Origin of the sequence: Pseudomonas urethralis, assembly GCF_021602465.1 — a bacterium.
In the GTDB taxonomy this organism is placed as follows: domain Bacteria; phylum Pseudomonadota; class Gammaproteobacteria; order Pseudomonadales; family Pseudomonadaceae; genus Aquipseudomonas; species Aquipseudomonas vlassakiae.
The window spans coordinates 62,624-84,667 of the sequence record NZ_BQIJ01000018.1 but is presented as its reverse complement, the minus strand read 5'-3'; the positions used below and the strand labels follow the sequence as shown (position 1 = coordinate 84,667).

19 protein-coding genes are annotated in these 22,044 nt (G+C 63.1%); 3 read left to right on the top strand and 16 right to left on the bottom strand.

Going from position 1 to position 22,044, the window contains the following annotated elements; genetic code table 11:
- The 12 genes from nuoJ to L6D64_RS23350 all read right to left on the bottom strand — a co-directional run bounded on the left by nuoJ (position 1) and on the right by L6D64_RS23350 (position 13,581).
- Positions 1-501, bottom strand: coding sequence for an NADH-quinone oxidoreductase subunit J (gene nuoJ, locus L6D64_RS23405; RefSeq protein ID WP_176508637.1), 501 nt, complete (start codon positions 499-501; stop codon positions 1-3).
- 10 nt (positions 502-511) lie between these two features.
- A complete protein-coding gene (nuoI, locus tag L6D64_RS23400; RefSeq protein ID WP_016488223.1) occupies positions 512-1,060 on the bottom strand; it encodes an NADH-quinone oxidoreductase subunit NuoI in 549 nt (182 codons plus the stop codon).
- An 11-nt stretch (positions 1,061-1,071) separates the two neighbouring features.
- Positions 1,072-2,079 carry an NADH-quinone oxidoreductase subunit NuoH gene (gene nuoH / locus L6D64_RS23395; RefSeq protein WP_176508636.1) on the bottom strand — a complete coding sequence of 336 codons (1,008 nt, stop codon included), beginning with the start codon at positions 2,077-2,079 and terminating at the stop codon, positions 1,072-1,074.
- Positions 2,076-4,790 carry an NADH-quinone oxidoreductase subunit NuoG gene (nuoG, locus tag L6D64_RS23390; RefSeq protein WP_176508635.1) on the bottom strand — a complete coding sequence of 905 codons (2,715 nt, stop codon included), beginning with the start codon at positions 4,788-4,790 and terminating at the stop codon, positions 2,076-2,078. Before nuoG ends, nuoH begins: the two co-directional genes overlap by 4 nt.
- Before the next feature lie 129 nt (positions 4,791-4,919).
- Positions 4,920-6,284 carry an NADH-quinone oxidoreductase subunit NuoF gene (gene nuoF, locus L6D64_RS23385; RefSeq protein WP_176508634.1) on the bottom strand — a complete coding sequence of 455 codons (1,365 nt, stop codon included), beginning with the start codon at positions 6,282-6,284 and terminating at the stop codon, positions 4,920-4,922.
- Positions 6,281-6,778: an NADH-quinone oxidoreductase subunit NuoE gene (gene nuoE / locus L6D64_RS23380; protein ID WP_003251433.1), complete on the bottom strand. Its 498-nt coding sequence runs from the start codon at positions 6,776-6,778 to the stop codon at positions 6,281-6,283. Before nuoE ends, nuoF begins: the two co-directional genes overlap by 4 nt.
- Before the next feature lie 2 nt (positions 6,779-6,780).
- On the bottom strand, positions 6,781-8,562 hold the full coding sequence (gene nuoC, locus L6D64_RS23375) for an NADH-quinone oxidoreductase subunit C/D (protein ID WP_054884885.1): 1,782 nt from the start codon (positions 8,560-8,562) through the stop codon (positions 6,781-6,783).
- 79 nt (positions 8,563-8,641) lie between these two features.
- The gene (locus L6D64_RS23370) at positions 8,642-9,319 is read right to left on the bottom strand and encodes a NuoB/complex I 20 kDa subunit family protein (RefSeq protein WP_027920598.1); all 678 of its coding nucleotides are present in this window, start codon (positions 9,317-9,319) and stop codon (positions 8,642-8,644) included.
- Between the two features lie 10 nt (positions 9,320-9,329).
- Complete coding sequence (locus L6D64_RS23365; RefSeq protein ID WP_011534614.1) at positions 9,330-9,743, bottom strand: NADH-quinone oxidoreductase subunit A; 414 nt, start codon at positions 9,741-9,743, stop codon at positions 9,330-9,332.
- A gap of 381 nt (positions 9,744-10,124) precedes the next feature.
- Positions 10,125-10,787: a lysoplasmalogenase gene (locus L6D64_RS23360; RefSeq protein WP_176508633.1), complete on the bottom strand. Its 663-nt coding sequence runs from the start codon at positions 10,785-10,787 to the stop codon at positions 10,125-10,127.
- Between the two features lie 213 nt (positions 10,788-11,000).
- Positions 11,001-12,326, bottom strand: a complete 1,326-nt coding sequence (aceA, locus tag L6D64_RS23355) for an isocitrate lyase (protein ID WP_176508632.1) — start codon at positions 12,324-12,326, stop codon at positions 11,001-11,003.
- Between the two features lie 490 nt (positions 12,327-12,816).
- Positions 12,817-13,581, bottom strand: a complete 765-nt coding sequence (locus tag L6D64_RS23350) for a secretin N-terminal domain-containing protein (RefSeq protein ID WP_176508631.1) — start codon at positions 13,579-13,581, stop codon at positions 12,817-12,819.
- A gap of 143 nt (positions 13,582-13,724) precedes the next feature.
- On the opposite strand from L6D64_RS23350, the gene L6D64_RS23345 reads away from it, so the two are divergent.
- A complete protein-coding gene (locus L6D64_RS23345) occupies positions 13,725-14,885 on the top strand; it encodes an ATP-binding protein (protein WP_176508630.1) in 1,161 nt (386 codons plus the stop codon).
- Between the two features lie 93 nt (positions 14,886-14,978).
- On the top strand, positions 14,979-16,421 hold the full coding sequence (locus tag L6D64_RS23340; RefSeq protein ID WP_176508629.1) for a SulP family inorganic anion transporter: 1,443 nt from the start codon (positions 14,979-14,981) through the stop codon (positions 16,419-16,421).
- A 111-nt stretch (positions 16,422-16,532) separates the two neighbouring features.
- On the opposite strand, the gene fusA is transcribed toward L6D64_RS23340, so the two are convergent.
- Positions 16,533-18,644, bottom strand: coding sequence for an elongation factor G (gene fusA, locus L6D64_RS23335; protein ID WP_176508628.1), 2,112 nt, complete (start codon positions 18,642-18,644; stop codon positions 16,533-16,535).
- Between the two features lie 73 nt (positions 18,645-18,717).
- The gene (locus L6D64_RS23330; RefSeq protein ID WP_176508627.1) at positions 18,718-19,143 is read right to left on the bottom strand and encodes a hypothetical protein; all 426 of its coding nucleotides are present in this window, start codon (positions 19,141-19,143) and stop codon (positions 18,718-18,720) included.
- 131 nt (positions 19,144-19,274) lie between these two features.
- On the opposite strand from L6D64_RS23330, the gene L6D64_RS23325 reads away from it, so the two are divergent.
- Positions 19,275-19,577 (top strand): hypothetical protein, encoded by a 303-nt coding sequence (locus L6D64_RS23325; RefSeq protein ID WP_176508626.1) that lies wholly within the window; start codon positions 19,275-19,277, stop codon positions 19,575-19,577.
- A gap of 3 nt (positions 19,578-19,580) precedes the next feature.
- Here L6D64_RS23325 and L6D64_RS23320 read toward each other — a convergent pair whose 3' ends face one another.
- Positions 19,581-20,831, bottom strand: a complete 1,251-nt coding sequence (locus L6D64_RS23320) for a 2-aminoadipate transaminase (protein ID WP_176508625.1) — start codon at positions 20,829-20,831, stop codon at positions 19,581-19,583.
- A gap of 127 nt (positions 20,832-20,958) precedes the next feature.
- Complete coding sequence (gene gcvA / locus L6D64_RS23315) at positions 20,959-21,855, bottom strand: transcriptional regulator GcvA (RefSeq protein ID WP_176508624.1); 897 nt, start codon at positions 21,853-21,855, stop codon at positions 20,959-20,961.
- Positions 21,856-22,044 lie beyond the last annotated feature (189 nt).

Genomic DNA, 22,044 nt, shown 5'->3' with positions numbered 1-22,044 from the left:
TTACTCCTTCGCCTCGTTGCGGCCCAGGTGGAAGGCGGTGACGGCTGCAGCGAGCAGCAGCATCGAGGCCAGTTCGACCACCAGCAGGTACGGGCCGAACAGGCTGATACCCACTGCTTTCGCGCCGACGGTGGTACCGCTGATGGCCGCGCCACTCGGTGCGACGAACAGCACGTACAGCAGCTCCAGCAGCAGCAGGGCGGCCAGGATCACCGGCCCGGCCCAGATGCCGGGCTTGAGCCAGCCCCGTTCCTGGGCGACCGAAGCCGGCCCGAGGTTGAGCATCATCACCACGAAGACGAACAGCACCATGATGGCGCCGGCGTAGGCGATCACTTCCAGGGCGCCGGCAAACGGCGCGCCCAGGGCGAAGAAGATCATCGCGACGGAAATCAGCGAGATGATCAGGTAAAGCAAGGCGTGCACGGGGTTGGTGCCCGTCACCACCCGGAGGGTGGAGACCACGGCGATCCCGGATGCGAAGTAGAAAGCGAATTCCATCTTTCTGTCCTTATGGGAGCAAGCTCTTCACGTTGATCGGCTCGGCTTCGTTCTGCGCAGCGCCCTTCGGCTTGCCAGCGATCGCCATACCCGCAACACGGTAGAAGTTGTAGTCAGGGTTCTTGCCGGGGCCGGAGATCAGCAGATCTTCTTTCTCGTACACCAGGTCCTGACGCTTGAACTCGGCCATTTCGAAATCCGGAGTCAGCTGGATCGCGGTGGTCGGGCATGCTTCTTCACACAGGCCGCAGAAGATGCAGCGCGAGAAGTTGATGCGGAAGAACTCCGGGTACCAGCGGCCGTCCTCGGTCTCGGCCTTCTGCAGCGAAATGCAGCCGACCGGGCAGGCCACCGCGCAGAGGTTGCACGCTACGCAGCGCTCCTCGCCATCGGGGTCGCGGGTGAGGACGATGCGGCCGCGGTAGCGCGGCGGCAGGTACACGGGTTCTTCGGGGTACTGCAGGGTGTCGCGCTTGCGGAACCCGTGGGAGAACACCATTGCCAGGCTGCGCAGCTGGGTGCCGGTGCCCTTAACGATGTCGCCGATATACTTGAACATGGGTCAAATCCTCACTGGGCCGCGACGGCTGGCGTGTTGTAGAGCACGATCGCAGCGGTCACCAGCAAATTGATCAGGGTCAGCGGCAGGCAGAACTTCCAGCTGAAGTCCATCACCTGGTCATAGCGTGGGCGCGGGATCGAGGCGCGCAGCAGGATGAACAGCATGATGAAGAACGCGGTCTTCAGGGCGAACCACAGGAACGGCAGTTGCGGCAGGATGCCGAACGGGCCGTGCCAGCCGCCGAAGAACAGGGTCACCAGCAGCGCCGAGATGAGGATGATGCCGATGTACTCACCGACGAAGAACATGCCCCATTTCATGCCGGCATACTCGATGTGGTAGCCGTCGGCCAGTTCCTGTTCCGCTTCCGGCTGGTCGAACGGGTGACGGTGGGTCACGGCGACGCCAGCGATGAAGAAGGTGCAGAAGCCGAAGAACTGCGGAATGATGAACCACAGGTTCTGAGCCTGGTATTCAACGATGTCGCGCATGTTGAACGAGCCCACCTGCACCACCACGCCCATCAGCGCCAGGCCCAGGAACACTTCGTACGACACGGTCTGGGCCGAGGCACGCAAGCTGCCCAGCAGGGCGTACTTGTTGTTCGACGACCAGCCGGCGAACAGCACTGCGTAGACCGACAGGCCGGCCATGGCGAAGAAGAACAGCAGGCCGATGTTCAGGTCGGCGACGCCCCACAGCGGGGTGATCGGGATCACGCAGAAGGCGATCAGCAGGGCACTCATGGCCACCACTGGCGCCAGGGTGAAGATCATCCGATCGACGAAGGGCGGGTTCCAGTCTTCCTTGAAGAACATCTTCAGCATGTCGGCAGCGATCTGGAACATGCCGAACGGGCCGACGCGGTTCGGACCGTAACGGTCCTGCCACCAACCCAGCAGGCGCCGCTCGACGAAGCTGAGCAGCGCGCCGCAGACCACCACCGCGAGCAGGACCACGATGGCCCGGACCACGGTGAGGATCACATCGATCACTTCGGGGGTGAACCAGCTCATTGTGCTGCCTCCTGCAGACCTTCGACGGATGCACCGAAGATGGCAGGCGGGATGCCGGCCAGGCCTTTGGGCAGGGCAACCAGGCCAGCGCCCAGTTCTTCATTGATGCGCAGCGGCAGGCGCAGGGCCACGCCCGCGACGTTCAGGCTCAGCAGGGCGCCGTCGTTGACCCCCAGGCGGTCGGCTTCGGACTTGGCCAGCGCCACGTAGGCGGCCGGGATGCGCTCTTGCACCGGGGCGGCGCGCGAAGAACTCTCTTCGCTGCCGAACAGATGGAAGAACGGTACCGCAGTCCAGGTCCCACGGGCCGGGTTGAACGCGCCGGGGATGGCGGTGAACCAGTTCAGGCGATCGCCTTGCGATTCGATCAGGCGTACGCCCGGGTCACCGGCACGCAGGTGACCACCGACCTCGTCCTGGAACTTGTTCCAGGCTTGCGGCGAGTTCCAGCCTGGCGACCAGGCGAACGGCACCTGCTGACGCGGTTCGGCCGAACCCGAGTAACCTTCCATGGAGAAGGCGAATGCGGTGTCCTTGTCCTGCGGGGTACGAGGCTCGTGCACGCTGATGTTGGCGCGCATGGCGGTACGGCCGGAGTAGCGCAGCGGCTCACGGGCCAGCTTCATGCCCTTGATGCGGAACGCGGCGCTTGGCGCGGCGTTGACGATGCCAGCCAGTTGCGGGGCAGCTTCGGCGCAGGCGCTGGTGACATGGTCCAGTTGGGTCCAGTCGACCGGCTTGTTGAGCAGGGTGGCACGCAGGGCGTGCATCCAGCGCCAGCCTTCGTGCACCAGGATGCTGCTGTCCAGGTACTGCGGGTCGAACACCTGGAAGAAGCGCTGGGCGCGGCCTTCCTGGCTGACCAGGGTACCGTCGCCTTCGGCGAAGGATGCGGCCGGCAGCACCAGGTGGGCGCGGTCGACAGTGGCCGTCTTGGAATGGTCGGCGACGATCACCACCTTGGCCGCAGCCAGGGCTGCGTCGACCTTGGCGGCCGGTACGCGGGCGTACAGGTCGTTCTCGAGCACGACAATGGCGTCGGCCTTGCCGCTGATGACGGCATCCAGTGCGGCATCGACCGACTCGCCACCCAGCATGGCCATGCCGAGGCTGTTGGCCTCAGGCACTACCAGGCTCAGCGAACCGTTCTTCTCGCGCAGCTTGAGGGCCTTGGCGATGTTGGCGGCGGCTTCGATCAGTGCCGGGTCGGCCAGCGAGGTACCGGCGATCACCAGTGGGCGTTTGGCGGCGACCAGGGCGTCGGCGATGCGCTGGGCCAGGGCCTTGGCTTCGTCGTCCAGGCCGGCGACTGCCGGTGCGCTCGGGTCGATGGCATGGGCCACGGCGAAACCGATGCGGGCCAGGTCGGCCGGGGCGGCGTGCACGCATTCTTCAGCGACGTCGTCCAGCTTGGTTTCCGCCAGCGAGGCAATGAACAGCGGGTACAGCGCGTGCTGGCCGATGTTCTTCACGGCAGCGTCGAGCCACGGCTGAACCTTCATCGCCTCGGCCATGGCCTCGGCCTTGCCCTTGGTGGCCTGGCGTACGGCCAGGGCAACCCGGGCAGCGGTCTGGGTCAGGTCTTCACCGAGCACGAACACGGCGTCGTGGTCTTCGATGTCGCGCAGGGTCGGCACTGGCAGCGGGCTGTTGTTCAGCACGTCCAGGACCAGGCGCACGCGGGCCAGTTCGCCTGCTTCCATGCCGGAGTAGAAGTAGTCGGCGCCGACCAGTTCACGCAGGCCGTAGTTGCTTTCGAGGCTGGCGCGTGGCGAGCCGATACCGACGATGGTGCGGCCGCGCAGCAGGTCGGCGGCCTTGTCCAGGGCAGCGTCCAGGCCCAGCTTGGTGCCGTCGGCCAGGTGTGGCTGGCGCGGGCGGTCCTTGCGGTTGACATAGCCATAGCCGAAGCGGCCGCGGTCGCACAGGAAGTACTGGTTGACCGAACCGTTGAAGCGGTTCTCGATGCGACGCAGTTCGCCGTAGCGCTCGCCCGGGCTGATGTTGCAGCCGCTGGAGCAGCCATGGCAGATGCTTGGGGCGAACTGCATGTCCCACTTGCGGTTGTAGCGCTCGGAGTGGGTCTTGTCGGTGAATACGCCGGTCGGGCAGACCTCGGTCAGGTTGCCGGAGAACTCGCTTTCCAGCACGCCGTCTTCGACGCGGCCGAAGTACACGTTGTCGTGGGCGCCGTAAACGCCCAGGTCGGTACCACCGGCATAGTCCTTGTAGTAGCGCACGCAGCGGTAGCAGGCGATGCAGCGGTTCATCTCATGGGCGATGAACGGGCCAAGGTCCTGGTTCTGGTGGGTACGCTTGGTGAAACGGTAGCGGCGCTCGTTGTGGCCGGTCATCACCGTCATGTCTTGCAGGTGGCAGTGACCGCCTTCCTCGCACACCGGGCAGTCGTGCGGGTGGTTGGTCATCAGCCATTCGACGACGCTGGCGCGGAACGCCTTTGACTCGTCATCGTCGATGGAAATCCAGGTGCCGTCGGAGGCAGGGGTCATGCAGGACATGACGATACGACCACGGGTGTCGTTCTCGTCGGTGTACTGCTTGACCGCACACTGCCGGCAGGCGCCGACGCTACCAAGCGCCGGGTGCCAGCAGAAATAAGGGATGTCGAGGCCGAGCGACAGACACGCCTGTAACAGGTTGTCTGCACCGTTGACTTCGAGCGCTTTGCCGTCTACGTGGATAGTGGCCATTGTTCAAAGTTCTTCGTTGGCCCGCGTGAGCGGGCGTGGCTAATGGAAATCGGTGAGCTTGCGACACGCCACGATCGACTCGGGCCTGTCAGCTGGCGAGCGGCACGGGCCACCCGCCTTGTCATCTTGTTATGCGCCGACCACGATCGGTTTGGCCAGGTCAGGGCGCAGGGTGCCTGCAGCCGACGCTGGCGCGACACCAGCCTCGAACTCGGACCGGAAGTATTTGATAGCACTGCCCAACGGCTCGACGGCACCCGGTGCGTGAGCACAGAAGGTACGGCCCGGGCCGAGGAAGTTGACCAGGCCCAGCAGCGTCTCGATGTCTTCGGCGCGGCCCTGGCCTTTCTCCAGTGCGCGCAGCATCTTCACGCTCCACGGCAGGCCGTCACGGCACGGGGTGCACCAGCCGCACGACTCGCGGGCAAAGAACTCTTCCATGTTGCGCAGCAGCGAGACCATGTTGATGCTGTCGTCGACCGCCATGGCCAAGCCGGTACCCATCCGGGTGCCAACCTTGGCGATGCCACCGGCATACATCTGGGCGTCGAGGTGCTCGGGCAGCAGGAAGCCGGTACCGGCGCCGCCTGGCTGCCAGCACTTGAGCTTGTAGCCGTCGCGCATGCCACCGGCGTAGTCTTCGAACAGCTCGCGGGCGGTAACGCCGAACGGCAGTTCCCACAGGCCTGGGTTCTTCACCTTGCCGGAGAAGCCCATCAGCTTGGTGCCGTGGTCTTCGCTGCCTTCACGGGCCAGCGACTTGTACCAGTCGTTGCCGTTGGCGACGATGGCCGGGACGTTGCACAGGGTCTCGACGTTGTTCACGCACGTCGGCTTGCCCCAGACGCCAACGGCGGCAGGGAAGGGCGGCTTGGAGCGCGGGTTGGCGCGGCGGCCTTCGAGGGAGTTGATCAGTGCGGTTTCTTCACCGCAGATGTAGCGCCCGGCGCCGGTGTGCACGAACAGTTCGAAATCGAAACCGCTGCCGAGGATGTTCTTGCCCAGCAGGCCGGCGGCCTTGGCTTCGTCGATGGCGCGGTTGAGGTTCTTCGCCGCGGTGGTGTATTCGCCACGCAGGAAGATGTAGCCACGGTAGGCCTTCAGCGCCCGGGCGCTGATCAGCATGCCCTCGACCAGCAGATGGGGCTGTTGCTCCATCAGCATGCGGTCCTTCCAGGTGTTCGGTTCCATTTCGTCCGCGTTGCACAGCAGGTAGCGGATGTTCATGGATTCGTCTTTGGGCATCAGGCCCCACTTCACGCCAGTGGGGAAGCCCGCGCCACCGCGGCCCTTGAGGCCGGAGTCCTTGACGCTTTGAACGATGTCGTCGGCGGACATGTCGGCCAGCGCCTTGCGCGCGGCGGCGTAGCCGTTCTTCGACTGGTACTCGGCCAGCCAGACCGGCTCGCCGTCATCACGCAGGCGCCAGGTCAGCGGGTGGGTTTCGGCCGAGCGCGCGATGCGGTTGGCCGGGCCGAAGGAAGTCATGGTCATACGTAACCCTCCAGCAGTTTGGAAACGCCAGCCGGCTGCACGTCACCGAAGGTGTCGTCGTCGATCATCAGCGCCGGGGCCTTGTCACAGTTGCCCAGGCAGCACACCGGCAGCAGGGTGAAGCGCCCGTCCGCGGTGGTCTGGCCGAGGCCGATGCCCAGTTCGCTCTGGATCTGGCTGACCACCGATTCGTGGCCACCGATGTAGCAGACCATGCTGTCGCACACGCGGATGATGTGGCGGCCCACCGGCTGGCGGAAGATCTGGCTGTAGAAGGTGGCCACACCCTCGACGTCGCTGGCCGGGATGCCCAGCACTTCGCCGATGGCGTGGATGGCGCCGTCCGGCACCCAGCCACGTTCCTTCTGGACGATCTTCAGGGCTTCGATGGACGCCGCGCGCGGGTCCTCGTAGTGATGCATTTCGTGCTCGATGGCCGAGCGCTCGGTTTCGCTCAGGGCGAAACGGTCTGTCTGGATAAGCGTGCTGTTCATGCTTAGCGGTCCACGTCAGCCATAACGAAGTCGATACTGCCCAGGTACGCAATGAGGTCGGCGACCATGCTGCCTTTGATCACCGAAGGGATCTGCTGCAGGTGCGGGTAGCTCGGGGTACGGATCCGGGTGCGGTAGCTCATGGTGCCGCCATCGCTCGTCAGGTAGTAACTGTTGATGCCCTTGGTCGCCTCGATCATCTGGAACGACTCGTTGGCCGGCATGACCGGGCCCCACGAGACTTGCAGGAAGTGCGTGATCAGGGTTTCGATGTGCTGCAGGGTGCGCTCTTTCGGCGGCGGCGTGGTCAGCGGGTGGTCCGCCTTGTACGGGCCTTCCGGCATGTTGCGCAGGCACTGGTCGATGATGCGGATACTCTGGCGCATCTCTTCGACACGGACCATGCAGCGGTCATAGGCATCGCCGTTGTGGGCCAGCGGTACTTCGAACTCGAAGTTCTCGTAGCCGGAGTAGGGGCGTGCTTTGCGCAGGTCGAAGTCGCAGCCGGTGGCACGCAGGCCGGCACCGGTGGTACCCCAGGCCAGGGCTTCCTTGGTGTTGTACGCGGCAACGCCAATGGTACGGCCCTTGAGGATGCTGTTGCGCAGGGCGGCCTTCTCGTACTCGTCGAGGCGCTTGGGCAGCCATTCGACGAAGTCCTTGACCAGCTTGTCCCAGCCGCGTGGCAGGTCGTGGGCGACGCCACCGATGCGGTACCAGGCCGGGTGCAGGCGGAAGCCGGTGATCGCCTCGATCACGGTGTAGGCGCGCTGGCGGTCGGTGAAGGTGAAGAATACCGGGGTCATGGCACCGACGTCCTGGATGTAGGTACCCAGGAACAGCAGGTGGCTGGTGATACGGAAGAACTCGGCCAGCATCACGCGGATGGTGTCGACCTTCTGTGGCACCTTGATGCCGGCCAGCTTCTCGACCGCGAGCACGTACGGCAGGTTGTTCATCACCCCGCCGAGGTAGTCGATACGGTCGGTGTAGGGAATGAAGCTGTGCCAGGACTGGCGCTCGGCCATTTTTTCGGCACCACGGTGGTGGTAACCGATGTCCGGCACGCAGTCGACGATTTCTTCACCGTCCAGCTGCAGGACGATACGGAAGGCACCGTGGGCCGAAGGGTGGTTCGGGCCGAGGTTGAGGAACATGTAGTCCTCGTTGGCGCCCTGACGCTTCATGCCCCAGGCTTCCGGGTTGAAACGCGCCGATTCCTCTTCAAGCTGCTGCTTGGCCAGGGTCAGGCTGTATGGGTCGAACTCGGTGGCGCGGGCAGGGTAGTCCTTGCGCAGCGGGTGACCTTCCCAGGTCGGCGGCATCATGATGCGGCTCAGGTGCGGGTGGCCGGCAAAGTCGATGCCGAACATGTCCCAGACTTCGCGCTCGTACCAGTTGGCGTTGGGCCAGATGCCGGTCACGGTCGGCAGGTTCAGGTCGCCTTCGCTGAGCGACACCTTGATCATCACGTCGCTGTTACGTTCGATCGACAGCAAGTGGTAGAACACGCTGAAGTCGGCAGCGGGCAGGCCGCGGCGCTGGGTGCGCAGGCGCTCGTCGACGCCGTGCAGGTCGTACAGCATGCTGTACGGCTTGGCGACGCCGCGCAGGAAGCTCAGCACCTCCTTGAGCTGGGCGCGCTTTACCCACAGCACTGGCATGCCGGTGCGGGTTTCCTGGGCGACGAATGCGTCGGCGCCAAAACGGTTGTGCAGTTCGACGACCACATCCTGGTCGTCTGCCTTGTAGGGCGGAATGAAAATAGCGTTGTCCGCTGTCATGGTCTCGGTCGCTTTGGGTCAGCGTTAAGAATGAAGCCAGGCCGCCGGCTCTTTCGGGAGCGGGCGGCAGGTCGCTGGATCAGACTTCGTCGGGGCTGCGCAGGTTGGTTACCGCAATGCGCTGTTCACGACGCAGGTCCTTCTGGGCTGGCATCTCGGCACGGTAGATGCCTTGATCACCAACCACCCAGGAAAGCGGGCGTCGTTCTTGGCCAATCGACTCCTGCAGCAGCATCAAGCCTTGCAGGAAAGCCTCAGGGCGCGGCGGGCAGCCAGGCACGTAGACGTCCACGGGGAGGAACTTGTCGACCCCCTGAACGACCGAGTAGATGTCGTACATGCCACCGGAGTTGGCGCACGAACCCATGGAGATGACCCACTTCGGTTCGAGCATCTGCTCATACAGGCGCTGGATGATCGGCGCCATTTTGACGAAGCAGGTACCGGCGATGACCATGAAGTCGGCCTGACGCGGCGAGGCCCGGATGACTTCGGCGCCGAAGCGGGCGATGTCGTGGGGCGCCGTGAAGGCCGTGGTCATTTCCACGTAGCAGCAGGACAGGCCGAAGTTGTACGGCCAGAGGGAGTTCTTGCGACCCCAGTTGACCGCGCCACGCATCACATCTTCAAGCTTGCCCATGAAGATGTTCTTGTGGACTTGGTCCTCGAGCAGCTGGTCGGTGACGGTTTCCCGATCACCTACCGGGTATTGCTCGTTGGGCGCATCCGGATCGATTCTGGTGAGATTGTATTGCATTGCCAAAGCCTCATTGTTTCAGCTTCGCTTGCCGCTTGCGGCGACCTTCGGGTGCCCAGTCAAGGGCTCCGACGCGCCATAGGTAGACAAGACCAGCCAACAGAATTGCTATGAAAACGAGTGCTTCGACGAATCCGGTCCAGCCACTTTCGCGGACGGACACAGACCATGCATACAGGAAGAGGGCTTCGATATCGAAGATCACGAACAGCATCGCGACCAGATAGAATTTGGCGGACAGGCGCAGGCGGGCGCTGCCGACGGGCAGCATGCCGGATTCGAAGGGCTCGTTCTTGGCGCGGCCCCAGGCCTTGCTACCGAGCAGGCTGGACAGGCCGAGCATGAAGGCACACAGGCCGACGACACCCAGGAGGAAGATGGCAAAGCCCCAGTTGTGGGCGATGAGTCCTGCCGAATCGGACATGCTAGAAATCCTTATACAGAGACCCAGCTCTGCAGTCTGAAATAAGTAGAGCGGCGACGTGGTGTCGCAGGTGCAGTGACCAAATGTCGCAGCTGAATCAATCGGGCTGATTTTATGGGTAAACCCGGTGCAAGTAAAATTTCCGTTGCAAATTTATTCGTAGGATTTAGAACAAATCCCGCGCCTAACTGGCTGAAAGCCTTGAGATTCGGGCATTGCATGCGGTTTTGTTAATTATGTTTCTTGCGACTGGTAACGAATGACAAACTTCGTAATGATAATTAATATCATTTGACCTGATGCCTTCTAATTTGGCTCTTCTGTGCCTTGTAAAGTTCATCTGCAGATTCCCCCTACTTGTAAATGCGAAAGACTCGTGTTCTAGCAGCTTCCGACACCACGTGCACCGCTCTGGGTCAATACTTTATCGGTTGAGCCATGACGGGCTGACGAAGCGATCGCCCACTGGCCAAGCCAGTAGGCGAGGATGATCAGGTACGGCGCGGCAGCGAACGGGCTGACGAAGCGGTCGATGCCGATCAGGCTGTCGGAGAATACGAACAGGCAGGCGCCCAATGCGGCGACGCCGCCACAGGCAAGCGCGCGCCAGAGCATGGCGCTGATGGCCAGGGCATAGACCGAAACCGGAAGCAGCAGGGGGCCAAGGCCGTGCTGGGCAAGCACGCTGAACAGGGTGATGCCGGTGATCGCACTCAACAGTAAGGCGGGCAGGGCGGGGCGCAGGGTCTTGCCGCAGTAGGCGCGCAAGTAGGCCACGTGGGCGCAGAGGAAAGCGGCCAGACCGAACACGAACAGGTCGGTGGGGATGGCCAGGAGAATGTCGCCGAGTGCCGAGAACGCCAGGCCGGTGATAATCCAGCGGCGGTAGGGCGTTATTGGGGCGCTGTATAGCCAGGCAATCAGTGCCATGACCGGAATCGGCTTGGCCAGCAGGCCGAGCAGGGCGTTGTCGTTGGCCAGTGCATATATATAGAAGGCAGCGGCGGCCAGGGCGAGCATCATCAGGTGGCGTGGACGGAGCATGGGCGGTCCTTGCTGCTGGGCTGCCACAAGCATAGTCCTTATCGCGAAATCTGCTTTGACTGTACCGGCCCCTTCGCGGCTAAAGCCGCTCCCACAGGTACTACACAGCCTTCTGATTTTTGTAGGAGCGGCTTTAGCCGCGAAGGGCCGGTACAGGAAAAAAGAAAAGCCCAGGGCTTTCGCAAGCCCCGGGCCTCAATCAGCAATCCACGATCAGTGGAACTGCTCTTCCTCGGTCGAACCGGTCAGTGCGGTCACTGACGAAGCGCCACCCTGGATCACGGTGGTCATGTCGTCGAAGTAGCCGGTGCCGACTTCCTGCTGGTGCGCCACGAAGGTGTAGCCCTTGCTGGCGTCGGCGAATTCCTGCTCTTGCAGCTTCACGTAGGCGGTCATGTCGTTGCGGGCGTAGTCGTGCGCCAGGTTGAACATGCCGTGCCACATGTTGTGGATACCGGCCAGGGTGATGAACTGGTGCTTGTAACCCATGGCCGACAGCTCGCGCTGGAACTTGGCGATGGTCGCGTCGTCCAGGTTCTTCTTCCAGTTGAAGGAAGGCGAGCAGTTGTACGACAGGATCTGGTCCGGGTACTCCTTCTTGATCGCTTCGGCGAAGCGGCGGGCTTCGTCCAGGTCCGGCTTGGCGGTTTCACACCAGATCAGGTCGGCGTACGGGGCGTAGGCCAGGCCGCGAGCGATGGCCTGGTCCAGGCCGGCACGCACCTTGTAGAAGCCTTCACGGGTGCGCTCGCCGATCACGAACGGCTGGTCGTACGGGTCGCAGTCGCTGGTCAGCAGGTCGGCGGCGTTGGCGTCGGTACGGGCCAGGATGATGGTCGGTACGCCCGATACGTCGGCAGCCAGTCGCGCAGCCACCAGCTTCTGTACGGCTTCCTGGGTCGGGACCAGTACCTTGCCACCCATGTGGCCGCATTTCTTCACCGAAGCCAGCTGGTCTTCGAAGTGCACGCCGGCAGCGCCTGCCTCGATCATGTTCTTCATCAGCTCGTAGGCGTTCAGCACGCCGCCGAAACCGGCTTCGGCGTCCGCCACGATCGGCGCGAAGTAGTCGATGTAGCCTTCATCGCCCGGGTTCTTGCCAGCTTTCCACTGGATCTGGTCGGCGCGGCGGAATGCGTTGTTGATGCGCTTGACCACGGTCGGTACCGAGTCGACCGGGTACAACGACTGGTCAGGGTACATGGATTCAGCCGAGTTGTTGTCGGCGGCCACCTGCCAGCCAGACAGGTAGATGGCCTGGATGCCAGCCTTGACCTGCTGCACTGCCTGGCCGCCGGTCAGGGCGCCCATGCAGTTGACGAAATCTTTTTCTGGGCGGAAGGACGGGTGGGCACCTTCGGTGACCAGCTTCCACAGTTTTTCTGCACCCAGGCGGGCCAGGGTGTGCTCCGGCTGCAGGGAGCCACGCAGGCGAACGACATCAGCGGCGGTGTAGGTACGGGTCACGCCTTTCCAGCGCGGGTTCTCGGCCCAGTCTTTCTCGAGGGCTGCAATTTGCTGTTCGCGTGTCAGTGCCATGGAAATAAACCTCGTCGCATCGATCTTGGGGTAATTGTGCTGATGCTCGGGGCCGATCAGGGAAGCTGGCGGCTGTCCTGTTCGTGGAAGTGCGGCGGCGAACGTGAAGGCTCGAAGGGGAAGGGGATGCAGGCCAGGCGCAAGGAACTCCGGCAGGTCGGCTCGTGGTTGCCTTGCTGCGGTGCTACGCGATTGCCAGTACTGCGGTGATGCGCTTCCGTCCCTCGGGACAACTTCTTCGTTGCAGTCGCAATCCCGTCGAACCGCCTTGTGGGCCGTATAGACACGAGGTGCCTCCAGGGGTGGGAGGAGGGCGCCTCGAAGGCCCTTGCCAGGGCCCCTGATTAGCGGGAGCGAGGCCATCATGCCCTTGGCAAAAAGACCCTGTCAAATGTTTTGTAGTGGTTTTTTTCACTTACTACATCTTTGGTCTAATGCGACTTGGCGGTCAGTTTCAAGGCCTTTGGTCGAGGCCTTGAATTGCCTGGGATCAGTCCAGAAGGTCGACTTTGACGCGCAATGTCATGTTTTCACCCCGTTGCGTGCTGTAGGTGCGGCTTGAAGGGTTGCGGTCGGCTTGGCTCTGCTGGTTGTAGCCGGCCAGGGTGATCCACTCGCCGAGCCTGCCGGTGATGGTCGTGTCGGTACTTTGCACCTTCACTACATCCGCACGTTCCTGACTCATTCGGTCATTATTGGTGCTTATTTGCAGACGAACCGTATCTCCGCTCAAGCTCGGCGTGACGTAGAAACCCTGGGTCACATTGCGGTATTCGGTGTTGCTCTGGATGCGCCCATAGCCGTCGGTGCTGGTGCTGGTGATCGGGATGCTCTGGCCGATCTGGATCAATGCCGGCTGACCTTCGCTGGCCTGGATTTGCTGCAAGCCGCCGTCGCGGTTGCTGGTGCCGTAGCGGATGACCTGGCCGTTGCCGCGGTTGTCCTGGTAATTGCTGTCGTTGTTGTCGACGCTGATCAGCAGGCGCTTGGGCGCGGTATCCAGCTGTTGCAGCAGGGTGCGCAGGTCATCGATGCGCTCGGGGCTGGCGTTGACGATCAGCTTGTTCTCGAAGGCGCTGACCGTGCCGTCGCGGCCGATGAAGGCCTGGGCGGCGGGCAGCAGTTCGGCGCTGCTGCGATGCTGCAGGGGCACTACCTCGGTGGCGGCCTGGGTGGTGAGGCTGGTGGCCAGCAGCAGGGCAGTGAAGAGGGGGCGTAGCGGCATGTCCATGATCTCCGCAGATGGAATCAACATGATGGCAAATTTGTCAGCAGTTTGCCGGGCCTGGATCACAGCTACCCTTGTGCTTGTTTGCCATGGAAGGGAGGAGGGTGTTTTATCTTCTTTTATCTTGTAGGCTATAAATTATAGTTGGAAAGATAATTGAGGATAATGGCATGTCACCTTCCCGTCCGCTGCTGCGTCGCGATCAGTTGGCCAAGACCCTGGCCCAGGACTTGGCCGGCGAGTCGCTGGTCGATTACAGCTCCGGCATGTTCCTGGCTGCGCCTCGGCGTACCGGCAAGAGCACTTTCCTCAATAATGACTTTATCCCCGAGTGCGTGCAGCGTGGCTGGCTACCGGTGTATGTCGACCTGTGGTCGGACCGCGATGCCGCCCCGGCCGACCTGATCAGCGGCGCGATCGGCAGCGCGCTGGGCGGTTTCGAGAGTGCGCTGGCCAAGGCCGCGAAGAAGGCCGGCATCGACAAGATCAACCTGCTGCGCACCCTCAGCTGGGACTTCACCCGCCCGCAACTGCCCGCCGGCACCACGCTGGCCCAGGCGCTGGCGGTGCTGCACCAGGTATCAGGGCAGATGGTGGTATTGATCATCGATGAAGCACAGCACGCGCTCAACAGCGAAGACGGCCTCAATGCGATGTTCGCCCTCAAGGCGGCGCGTGACCAACTCAATCGGGGGGGCGGCCCGGACGGCTTGCGCCTGGTGTTCACCGGCTCGAGCCGTGACAAGCTCGCCAACCTGGTGCTCAAGAGCAAGCAGCCATTCTTCGGGGCCAGCATCACGCCGTTCCCGTTGCTCGGTCGCGAGTATGTCGGTTTCATCACCGAACTGTGGAACCGTCGCCTGGCCGAGAGCAACCAGTTCAAGGCCGAGGATCTGGAATATGCCTTCGAGCTGGTGGGCCGGCGCCCGGAAATGCTCAACAAGTTGCTCGCCGAGGTCAGCGTCGGCTTGGGTGAGGCGGCCAATCTGGGTCAATTGCTACGCACCGGGGCGCTCAACCACCAGGCCGGGGTGTGGAGCGACTACGAGAGTGCCTGGAACGAGCTGTCGCCCTTGCAACAGGCGGTGCTCGAAGTCATGGCCGAGCGTGCACAGGGTCGCCAGCCGTTCTCGCCGTTCACCGAGCAGACCTTGATCGATGTCGCGCGCAAGCTGGAGCAGGCCGGGGCCGACGTCAACGCCAGCACGCCCAATGTGCAGAAGGCCCTGGATGCCCTGCGCGACAAGGAGCTGGTATGGAAGGCCAACCGTGGCGAGTATGCCCTGGAGGACGCGTCCATGGCGCAGTGGCTGACCCGCACAGGCCGATGACACGCCTTGCGGTGGCCGCTGTCAGACAAATTCCGTAACATCGCGCCCCTTGTTTTTTCGTACCGTCCGCCCGGACCGCACCACAGGATGCCCATGAAACCCGCCCGACTACGTGCCGACCTGCTCGCCGGCCTGACCACTTCGTTCGCCTTGGTGCCCGAGTGCATCGCTTTCGCCCTGGTGGCGCACCTCAATCCGTTGATGGGCCTGTATGGCGCCTTCATCATCTGCACCCTGACGGCGCTGTTCGGCGGCCGCCCAGGGATGATCTCCGGTGCTGCTGGCTCCATGGCGGTGGTGATCGTCGCCCTGGTGGTGCAGCACGGTGTGCAATACCTGCTGGCCACGGTACTGCTGGGCGGGGTGGTGATGATCCTGTTCGGCCTGCTGCGTTTGGGCAAACTGGTGCGGCTGGTGCCGTACCCGGTGATGCTCGGCTTCGTCAACGGCCTGGCGATCGTCATCGCCCTGGCCCAGCTCGAGCATTTCAAGGCTGGTGGGCACTGGCTCAGTGGCACACCGCTGTACCTGATGATCGGCCTGGTGGCGCTGACCATGCTGGTGGTCTATGTGCTGCCGAAGCTGACCCGTGCGGTGCCGCCTGCGCTGGTGGCGATTCTCGGTGTTGGCGTGCTGGTGTACCTGCTCGGCCTGCCGACCCGCACCCTCGGTGACATGGCGCACATTGCCGGTGGCCTGCCGCAGCTGGCCCTGCCGGCGGTGCCCTGGAACCTGGAAACACTGAAGATTATCGTCCCCTATGCCGTGCTGATGGCCATGGTCGGCCTGCTGGAAACCCTGCTGACCCTCAACCTCACCGATGAGATCACCGAGAGCCGTGGCTACCCGGACCGCGAATGCGTGGCGTTGGGGGCGGCCAACATGGTCTCCGGCCTGTGCGGTGGCATGGGTGGCTGCGCGATGATCGGCCAGACCGTGATCAACCTCAGCTCCAATGGCCGAGGCCGGTTGTCAGGCGTGGTAGCGGGGCTGATGATCCTGCTGTTCGTCCTGTTCCTGTCGCCGCTGATCGAGCGCATTCCGCTGGCGGCGCTGGTCGGGGTGATGTTCGTGGTGGCCCAGCAGACCTTTGCCTGGGCCTCGCTGCGGGTGCTGCACAAGGTACCGGTGAGCGACGTGCTGGCGATCATCGCCGTGACCGTGGTGACGGTGTTCACCGACCTGGCCGTGGCGGTGCTGTTCGGTATCGTGATCGCGGCGGTCAACTTTGCCTGGCAGCATGCCCGTGAGCTGTACGCTGACAGCCACGAGGACGGGGAAGGGGGCAAGCATTACCAGGTGCATGGCACGCTGTTCTTTGCCTCCACCACGCAGTTCCTCAATCAGTTCGATGCGGCCAGTGACCCGGCCAAGGTCACTCTGGATTGCCAGCATTTGAGCTTTGTCGATTATTCGGCGATTGCCGCGTTGAAGACCCTGCGTGAGCGTTATGCCAAGGCGGGCAAGCATCTGCGCGTGGTGCACCTTTCCGAGCGCTGCAAGAAGCTGCTGAAGCGGGCCGGGGAGCAGCACTGAACAGGTGTGCTGAAATGTGCCGGCCTTATCGCGGCTAAAGCTGCTCCTACAAGGATTGCATAACCCTTGCAGAAGCGGCTTTAGCCGCGATGAGGCCAGCACAGGAGACCGTCATTCCCCGCGGTTCTTCTTGACGATGGCATCGGCAATGCTAGCCGGTGCCTCGGCATACCGCGTGAACTCCATCGAAAAGCTCGCCCGCCCCTGGGTCATCGAGCGCATCGAGGTGGCATAGCCGAACATCTCGCCCAACGGCACTTCGGCGCGGATGACCTTGCCGGCGGGTGTCTCGTCGCCATCCTGGATCATCCCCCGACGTCGGCTCAGGTCGCCAAGGATATCGCCCTGGTACTCCTCCGGTGTCACTACCTCGACTTTCATCACCGGCTCCAGCAACACCGCACCGCCTTTCTGCGACAGTTGCTTGGTGGCCATGGACGCCGCGATCTTGTAGGCCATCTCGTTGGAGTCGACGTCGTGGTAGGAGCCGTCGTACACCGCTGCCTTCAGGTTGATCAGCGGGTAGCCGGCCAGCACGCCGTTCTTCATCTGCTCCTCGATGCCTTTCTGGATCGCCGGGATGTACTCGCGTGGCACCACGCCGCCGACAATCTCGTTGATGAATTCCAGGCCTTCCTTGCCTTCATCGCCAGGGGCGAAGCGGATCCAGCAGTGGCCATACTGCCCGCGCCCGCCGGACTGGCGAACGAAGCGGCCTTCGATTTCGCAGGTGTTGCGGATCTTCTCGCGGTAGGCCACCTGCGGCTTGCCGATGTTGGCGTCGACGTTGAACTCGCGCTTCATGCGGTCGACGATGATGTCCAGGTGCAGTTCGCCCATGCCGGAAATGATGGTCTGGCCGGTTTCTTCATCGGTGCGCACACGGAACGACGGGTCTTCCTGGGCCAGCTTGCCCAGGGCGATGCCCATCTTCTCCTGGTCGCCCTTGGTCTTCGGTTCCACCGCCACCGAGATCACCGGGTCAGGGAAGTCCATGCGTTCGAGGATGATCGGCTTGTCGATGTCGCACAGGGTGTCGCCCGTGGTGACGTCCTTCATGCCGATCAGTGCGGCGATGTCGCCGGCGCACACGTCCTTGATCTCGGCGCGCTGGTTGGCGTGCATCTGCACCATGCGGCCGATGCGTTCCTTCTTGCCTTTGACCGAGTTGAGCACGGCGTTGCCTGAACTGAGCACACCGGAGTACACCCGGGCGAAGGTCAGGGTACCGACGAAGGGGTCGGTGGCGATCTTGAAGGCGAGGGCGGAGAAGGGTTCTTTATCGTCAGCGTGACGTTCCAGGTGCTTTTCTTCGTCGTCCGGGTCGGTGCCCTTGATCGCCGGGATTTCCGAGGGCGCGGGCAGGTAGTCGATCACCGCGTCGAGCATCAGCGGCACACCCTTGTTCTTGAACGACGAGCCGAGAATGGTCGGTACGATTTCATTGGCGATGGTGCGCTGGCGCAAGGCTGCCTTGATTTCATCGACGCTCAGCTCCTCGCCCTCGAGAAACTTCATGGTCAGTTCATCATTGGCTTCGGCCGCGGCCTCGATCATGTGCGCGCGCCATTCGTCGGCAAGCGCCTGCAGTTCGGCGGGAATCTCTTCTTCGCGGTAGCTGGTGCCCTGGTCGTTGTCGTTCCAATAGATCGCCTTCATCTTCACCAGGTCGATCTGGCCGATGAAGTTCTCTTCGCTGCCGATGGCCAGCTGGATCGGCACCGGGTGATGACCCAGGCGCTGATCGATCTGTTTGACCACACGCAGGAAGTCGGCGCCCTGGCGGTCCATCTTGTTGATATAGGCCAGGCGCGGCACGTGGTACTTGTTGGCCTGGCGCCAGACCGTCTCGGACTGTGGCTCGACCCCGTCGGCGCCGCTGAACACCACCACCGCGCCATCCAGTACGCGCAGCGAACGCTCCACCTCGATGGTGAAGTCGACGTGGCCGGGGGTGTCGATGATATTGAAGCGGTACTTGTCGGCGAACTGCTTGGTCGAGCCCTGCCAGAAGGCCGTGGTCGCCGCCGAGGTGATGGTGATGCCGCGCTCCTGTTCCTGCGCCATCCAGTCCATGGTTGCGGCGCCATCGTGCACCTCGCCCATTTTGTGGTTGACCCCGGTGTAGAACAGGATGCGCTCGGTGGTCGTGGTCTTGCCGGCGTCCACGTGGGCGACGATGCCGATATTGCGGTACAGCTCGATGGGCGTTGTACGGGCCATGACGGACTACCTGCAGATGGGCGGATTCCCCCACGGTAGCAGAGCGGGGGAATCCTGCCTGACCGCCGGGCCGTCAGTCAGCCTGGGCTTGCAGCATCCACTGGCCGTCGATTTCGCGGGCCAGGCCGCTGGCCGGCAGCAGGGCCAGCAGGCGCTCGTGCAGGGTGACCTCAGTGAACGTCTTGAGGGTGGTGAGGTCCAGCGCGCCGAGCAGGGTGAGGTCGGCCTTGGTGTACGACAGCCAGGCCTTTTTCAGTACCTGGGCGACGTCGCTGCCGGCGGTGCTGGCGAAGCGGCGATGCCACGGGCGGCCTTCGAAGGTGAACGTGTGGGCGTGGCTGTAGCTGCTTGGGTCGCTGCCTTCGGCGCAGCGGTGGCAGCGGCACGGGCCTTCGCCAAAGGCGTTGCGCAGGAAGCTGTTGAAATCCACGACGGGCTTGAGGGTCAGGCGTTTGTCGACCTCGAACAGGTCGGCGATCAGGGGTTCTTCGGCGCTCACTCAGGTGTCCTCGTGTGGTGTGGCGTGCATCGGCGGGCACCCTAACAGATCGGGGCATCTTTTGCAGGCCCGGCCTCTTCCGCGTACTCTACGCGCCCATCTACCCAGACACCCTTTTGAGGTAACCCCGCTTGAGCATCAAGTACCCTTACACCGCCACCGTGACCATCAGCGCCGAAGACCGCGGGGGTGACACCGAAGCCTCGGAAAACCCGGGCATGCGCGTCGGGCTGGAAGCGGTGACCGAAACCCTGAAGAAGGTGCATTTCGTCGGTACGCTCGCGGCCCCGGAAAAATCCGCCACGCACATCTGCGTGACCTTGGAGAATGGCCTGACTTACTACGGCCCGATCGTCAACGGCCACGCCGAACTCGAAGGCGGCTGGATCGCCTTCGAGTCCGACATGCTCACCCCTGAAGAACTGGGCCTGTAACCCTCAGCTCAGTTCAGCCAGGCACTGCTCGAGGATATCCAGCCCTTCCTCGAGCACCTCGGCCTCGATGGTCAGCGGCGCCAGCAGGCGAATAATGTGCCGCGCCTTGCCGCTGGGCATCAGCAGCAGCCCCTTGGCTCGCGCCGCTTCGATCACCTTGGCCAACTGCACGGGCGCCGGGCTGCCGTCGGCATTGACCAACTCGATGCCGCGCATCGCGCCCGTACCGGTCAGGCGGCCGATGTACGGGCTCAGGTTCGAGGCCTTCCAGCGGGCATGGCGGCCAACGATCGCCTGTTCCTGGCGCTCACCCCAGGTGGCGACGTTCTCGTCGGTCATCTGTGCCAGGCTTGCCAGTGCTGCCGCGCAGGCGATCGGGTTGCCCGAATAGGTGCCCCCCAGGCCACCCTTGGGCAGTGCTGCCATCACGTCCTGACGCCCCACCACGGCGCCCAGCGGCATGCCGCCGGCGATGCTCTTTGCCAGCAATAGCAGGTCCGGTTCGATCCCCAGGCGCGGGAAGGCGAAGCGCTGGCCGGTACGGCCAAAGCCGGACTGGATCTCGTCGATGATGATCAGGATCCCGTGGTTATCGCAGAACCGCCGCAGCGCCTGGGCGAACGCTGGGTCCAGGGCGAGGAAGCCGCCTTCGCCCTGCACCGGTTCGAAGATGAACGCCGCCACGTCCTCCACCGCCAATTCGACGCTGAACAGGCGGTCCATGGCCTTGAGTGCCTGCTCGCAGCTGACGCCGGTATCGGCGCTGGGGTAGGGCAGGTGGTACACCGGCCCCGGCAATTCGCCGACCCGCTGCTTGTAGGGCGCGACCTTGCCGTTGAGGTTCAGGGTGGCCAGGGTGCGGCCATGGAAGCCGCCGTCGAAGGCGATGATGGCGCGTTTGCCGGTGGCACCGCGGGCGACCTTCAGGGCATTTTCCGCCGCTTCCGCACCGCTGTTGGTGAGCATGCCGGCCAGCGGGTAGCCGACCGGGACGAACTGGCGCAGGCGGTCCATCAGCTCCAGGTACGTGCCATGGGGCGCGGCGTTGAACGCGTAGTGGGTCAGGCGGCTGGCCTGGGCCTGGATCGCCTCGACCACTGCCGGGTTGCAGTGGCCCAGGTTGAGCACGCCGATACCGCCGACAAAGTCGATGTAGCGTTTGCCGTCCGTATCCCAGACTTCGGCATTACGGCCATGGGAAAGTGTGATCGGATGAACGATGGCAATGGATTGACTGATACTTTCCAGTTTCATGGGCACGCGGACCTTGTTCAAGTTTCTTAATATCCAAGCGCGCCGCAGCATTATTCCGCAAACGAATTATTCGATTGCGGTCATTCCTTTGATTCATGAAGTTACCCCTTCGCGAGTGCAGGCAACGTCAGTCTCCCTCGGCAACCCGCTCGCGAATCCACTGCACGAAGGCCTTCACCTTTGGCACTTCGGCAGCATGTTCGGCATGGGCGATGAAATGCCGGCCATTGCTCGCCACCGGGTGGTCCCAGGCCACTACCAGCTTGCCTTCGCTCAGTTCTTCAGCCACCAGGTAGCGCGGAATCAGGGCAATGCCACAGCCGGCGATGGCCGCGCGGATGCACAGGTAGAACGTGTCGAAACGCGGCCCGTGGTAGCTGTTCTGGCTGTGCAAGCCCAACCCAAGGAACCACTCGTGCCAAGCCTCCGGCCGGGACGCGCACTGCAACAACCGATGTGCGGTGAGCGCCTCGGCGCTGTCGAAACGGTGCCGGGCCAGCAGCTCGGGCGCACACACCGGCACCACTTCCTCGCTGAACAGCTCGATGCAGGTGGCCCCCGGCCAGGTGCCCTGGCCGAAGAAGAACGCAATATCGGCCTTGGCCTGCACCAGGTCGAACGGCTCCAGTTCGTTGCGGATGTCCAGGTGGATGCGCGGGTGGCGGTCGCCGAAACCCTTGAGCCTGGGCACCAGCCAGCGCGCGCCAAAGGTCGGCTGGGTAGCGATGCGCAGCACCTCGGTCTCGTCGCCGTAGCTGAGGATGTAGCGGCTGGAGATGTCGATCTGGTTGAGGATCTTGTTCACTTCGGCGAGGTACAGCGCGCCGGCCGGGGTCAGGTGCAGGCGCCGGCGAATACGCTGGAACAGCGAGTGCGAGAGCATGTCCTCGAGCTGCGCGACCTGCTTGCTGACAGCGCTCTGGGTCAGGTGCAGCTCCTGTGCCGCACGGGTGAAACTCAGGTGGCGGGCGGCGGCTTCGAAGCACTGCAGGGCGGTGGTCGAGGGCATCAGGCGTTTGGACATGGCAGGCGCGTACCGAGCAAAAAAGGATGAAGTTCATTCCGTATTGGAATCATGTGCTTCGAAAAGGTCGTTTGTTGACCTCGCCCTATAGATTAATACTGACCTCGATCAACGATGACAACCGGTACAGCGAAGAGGAGGTAATTGCGCGACCGGCGACCGACAACAACAAAAAAAGCAGCACAACGA

What these genes read in the sequence shown, in the direction of transcription:
- fusA (WP_176508628.1), bottom strand. Translation starts at nt 18,644, where the DNA reads ATGGCCCGTACAACGCCCATCGAGCTGTACCGCAATATCGGCATCGTC.
- nuoE (WP_003251433.1), bottom strand. Translation starts at nt 6,778, where the DNA reads ATGAACAGCACGCTTATCCAGACAGACCGTTTCGCCCTGAGCGAAACC.
- gcvA (WP_176508624.1), bottom strand. Translation starts at nt 21,855, where the DNA reads ATGTCCAAACGCCTGATGCCCTCGACCACCGCCCTGCAGTGCTTCGAA.
- nuoI (WP_016488223.1), bottom strand. Translation starts at nt 1,060, where the DNA reads ATGTTCAAGTATATCGGCGACATCGTTAAGGGCACCGGCACCCAGCTG.
- L6D64_RS23345 (WP_176508630.1), top strand. Translation starts at nt 13,725, where the DNA reads ATGTCACCTTCCCGTCCGCTGCTGCGTCGCGATCAGTTGGCCAAGACC.
- L6D64_RS23320 (WP_176508625.1), bottom strand. Translation starts at nt 20,831, where the DNA reads ATGAAACTGGAAAGTATCAGTCAATCCATTGCCATCGTTCATCCGATC.
- nuoC (WP_054884885.1), bottom strand. Translation starts at nt 8,562, where the DNA reads ATGACAGCGGACAACGCTATTTTCATTCCGCCCTACAAGGCAGACGAC.
- L6D64_RS23350 (WP_176508631.1), bottom strand. Translation starts at nt 13,581, where the DNA reads ATGTTGATTCCATCTGCGGAGATCATGGACATGCCGCTACGCCCCCTC.
- aceA (WP_176508632.1), bottom strand. Translation starts at nt 12,326, where the DNA reads ATGGCACTGACACGCGAACAGCAAATTGCAGCCCTCGAGAAAGACTGG.
- L6D64_RS23370 (WP_027920598.1), bottom strand. Translation starts at nt 9,319, where the DNA reads ATGCAATACAATCTCACCAGAATCGATCCGGATGCGCCCAACGAGCAA.
- nuoH (WP_176508636.1), bottom strand. Translation starts at nt 2,079, where the DNA reads ATGAGCTGGTTCACCCCCGAAGTGATCGATGTGATCCTCACCGTGGTC.
- L6D64_RS23365 (WP_011534614.1), bottom strand. Translation starts at nt 9,743, where the DNA reads ATGTCCGATTCGGCAGGACTCATCGCCCACAACTGGGGCTTTGCCATC.
- L6D64_RS23360 (WP_176508633.1), bottom strand. Translation starts at nt 10,787, where the DNA reads ATGCTCCGTCCACGCCACCTGATGATGCTCGCCCTGGCCGCCGCTGCC.
- nuoJ (WP_176508637.1), bottom strand. Translation starts at nt 501, where the DNA reads ATGGAATTCGCTTTCTACTTCGCATCCGGGATCGCCGTGGTCTCCACC.
- nuoF (WP_176508634.1), bottom strand. Translation starts at nt 6,284, where the DNA reads ATGACCATGACTTCCTTCGGCCCGGCCAACCGCATCGCGCGCTCGGCC.
- L6D64_RS23340 (WP_176508629.1), top strand. Translation starts at nt 14,979, where the DNA reads ATGAAACCCGCCCGACTACGTGCCGACCTGCTCGCCGGCCTGACCACT.
- nuoG (WP_176508635.1), bottom strand. Translation starts at nt 4,790, where the DNA reads ATGGCCACTATCCACGTAGACGGCAAAGCGCTCGAAGTCAACGGTGCA.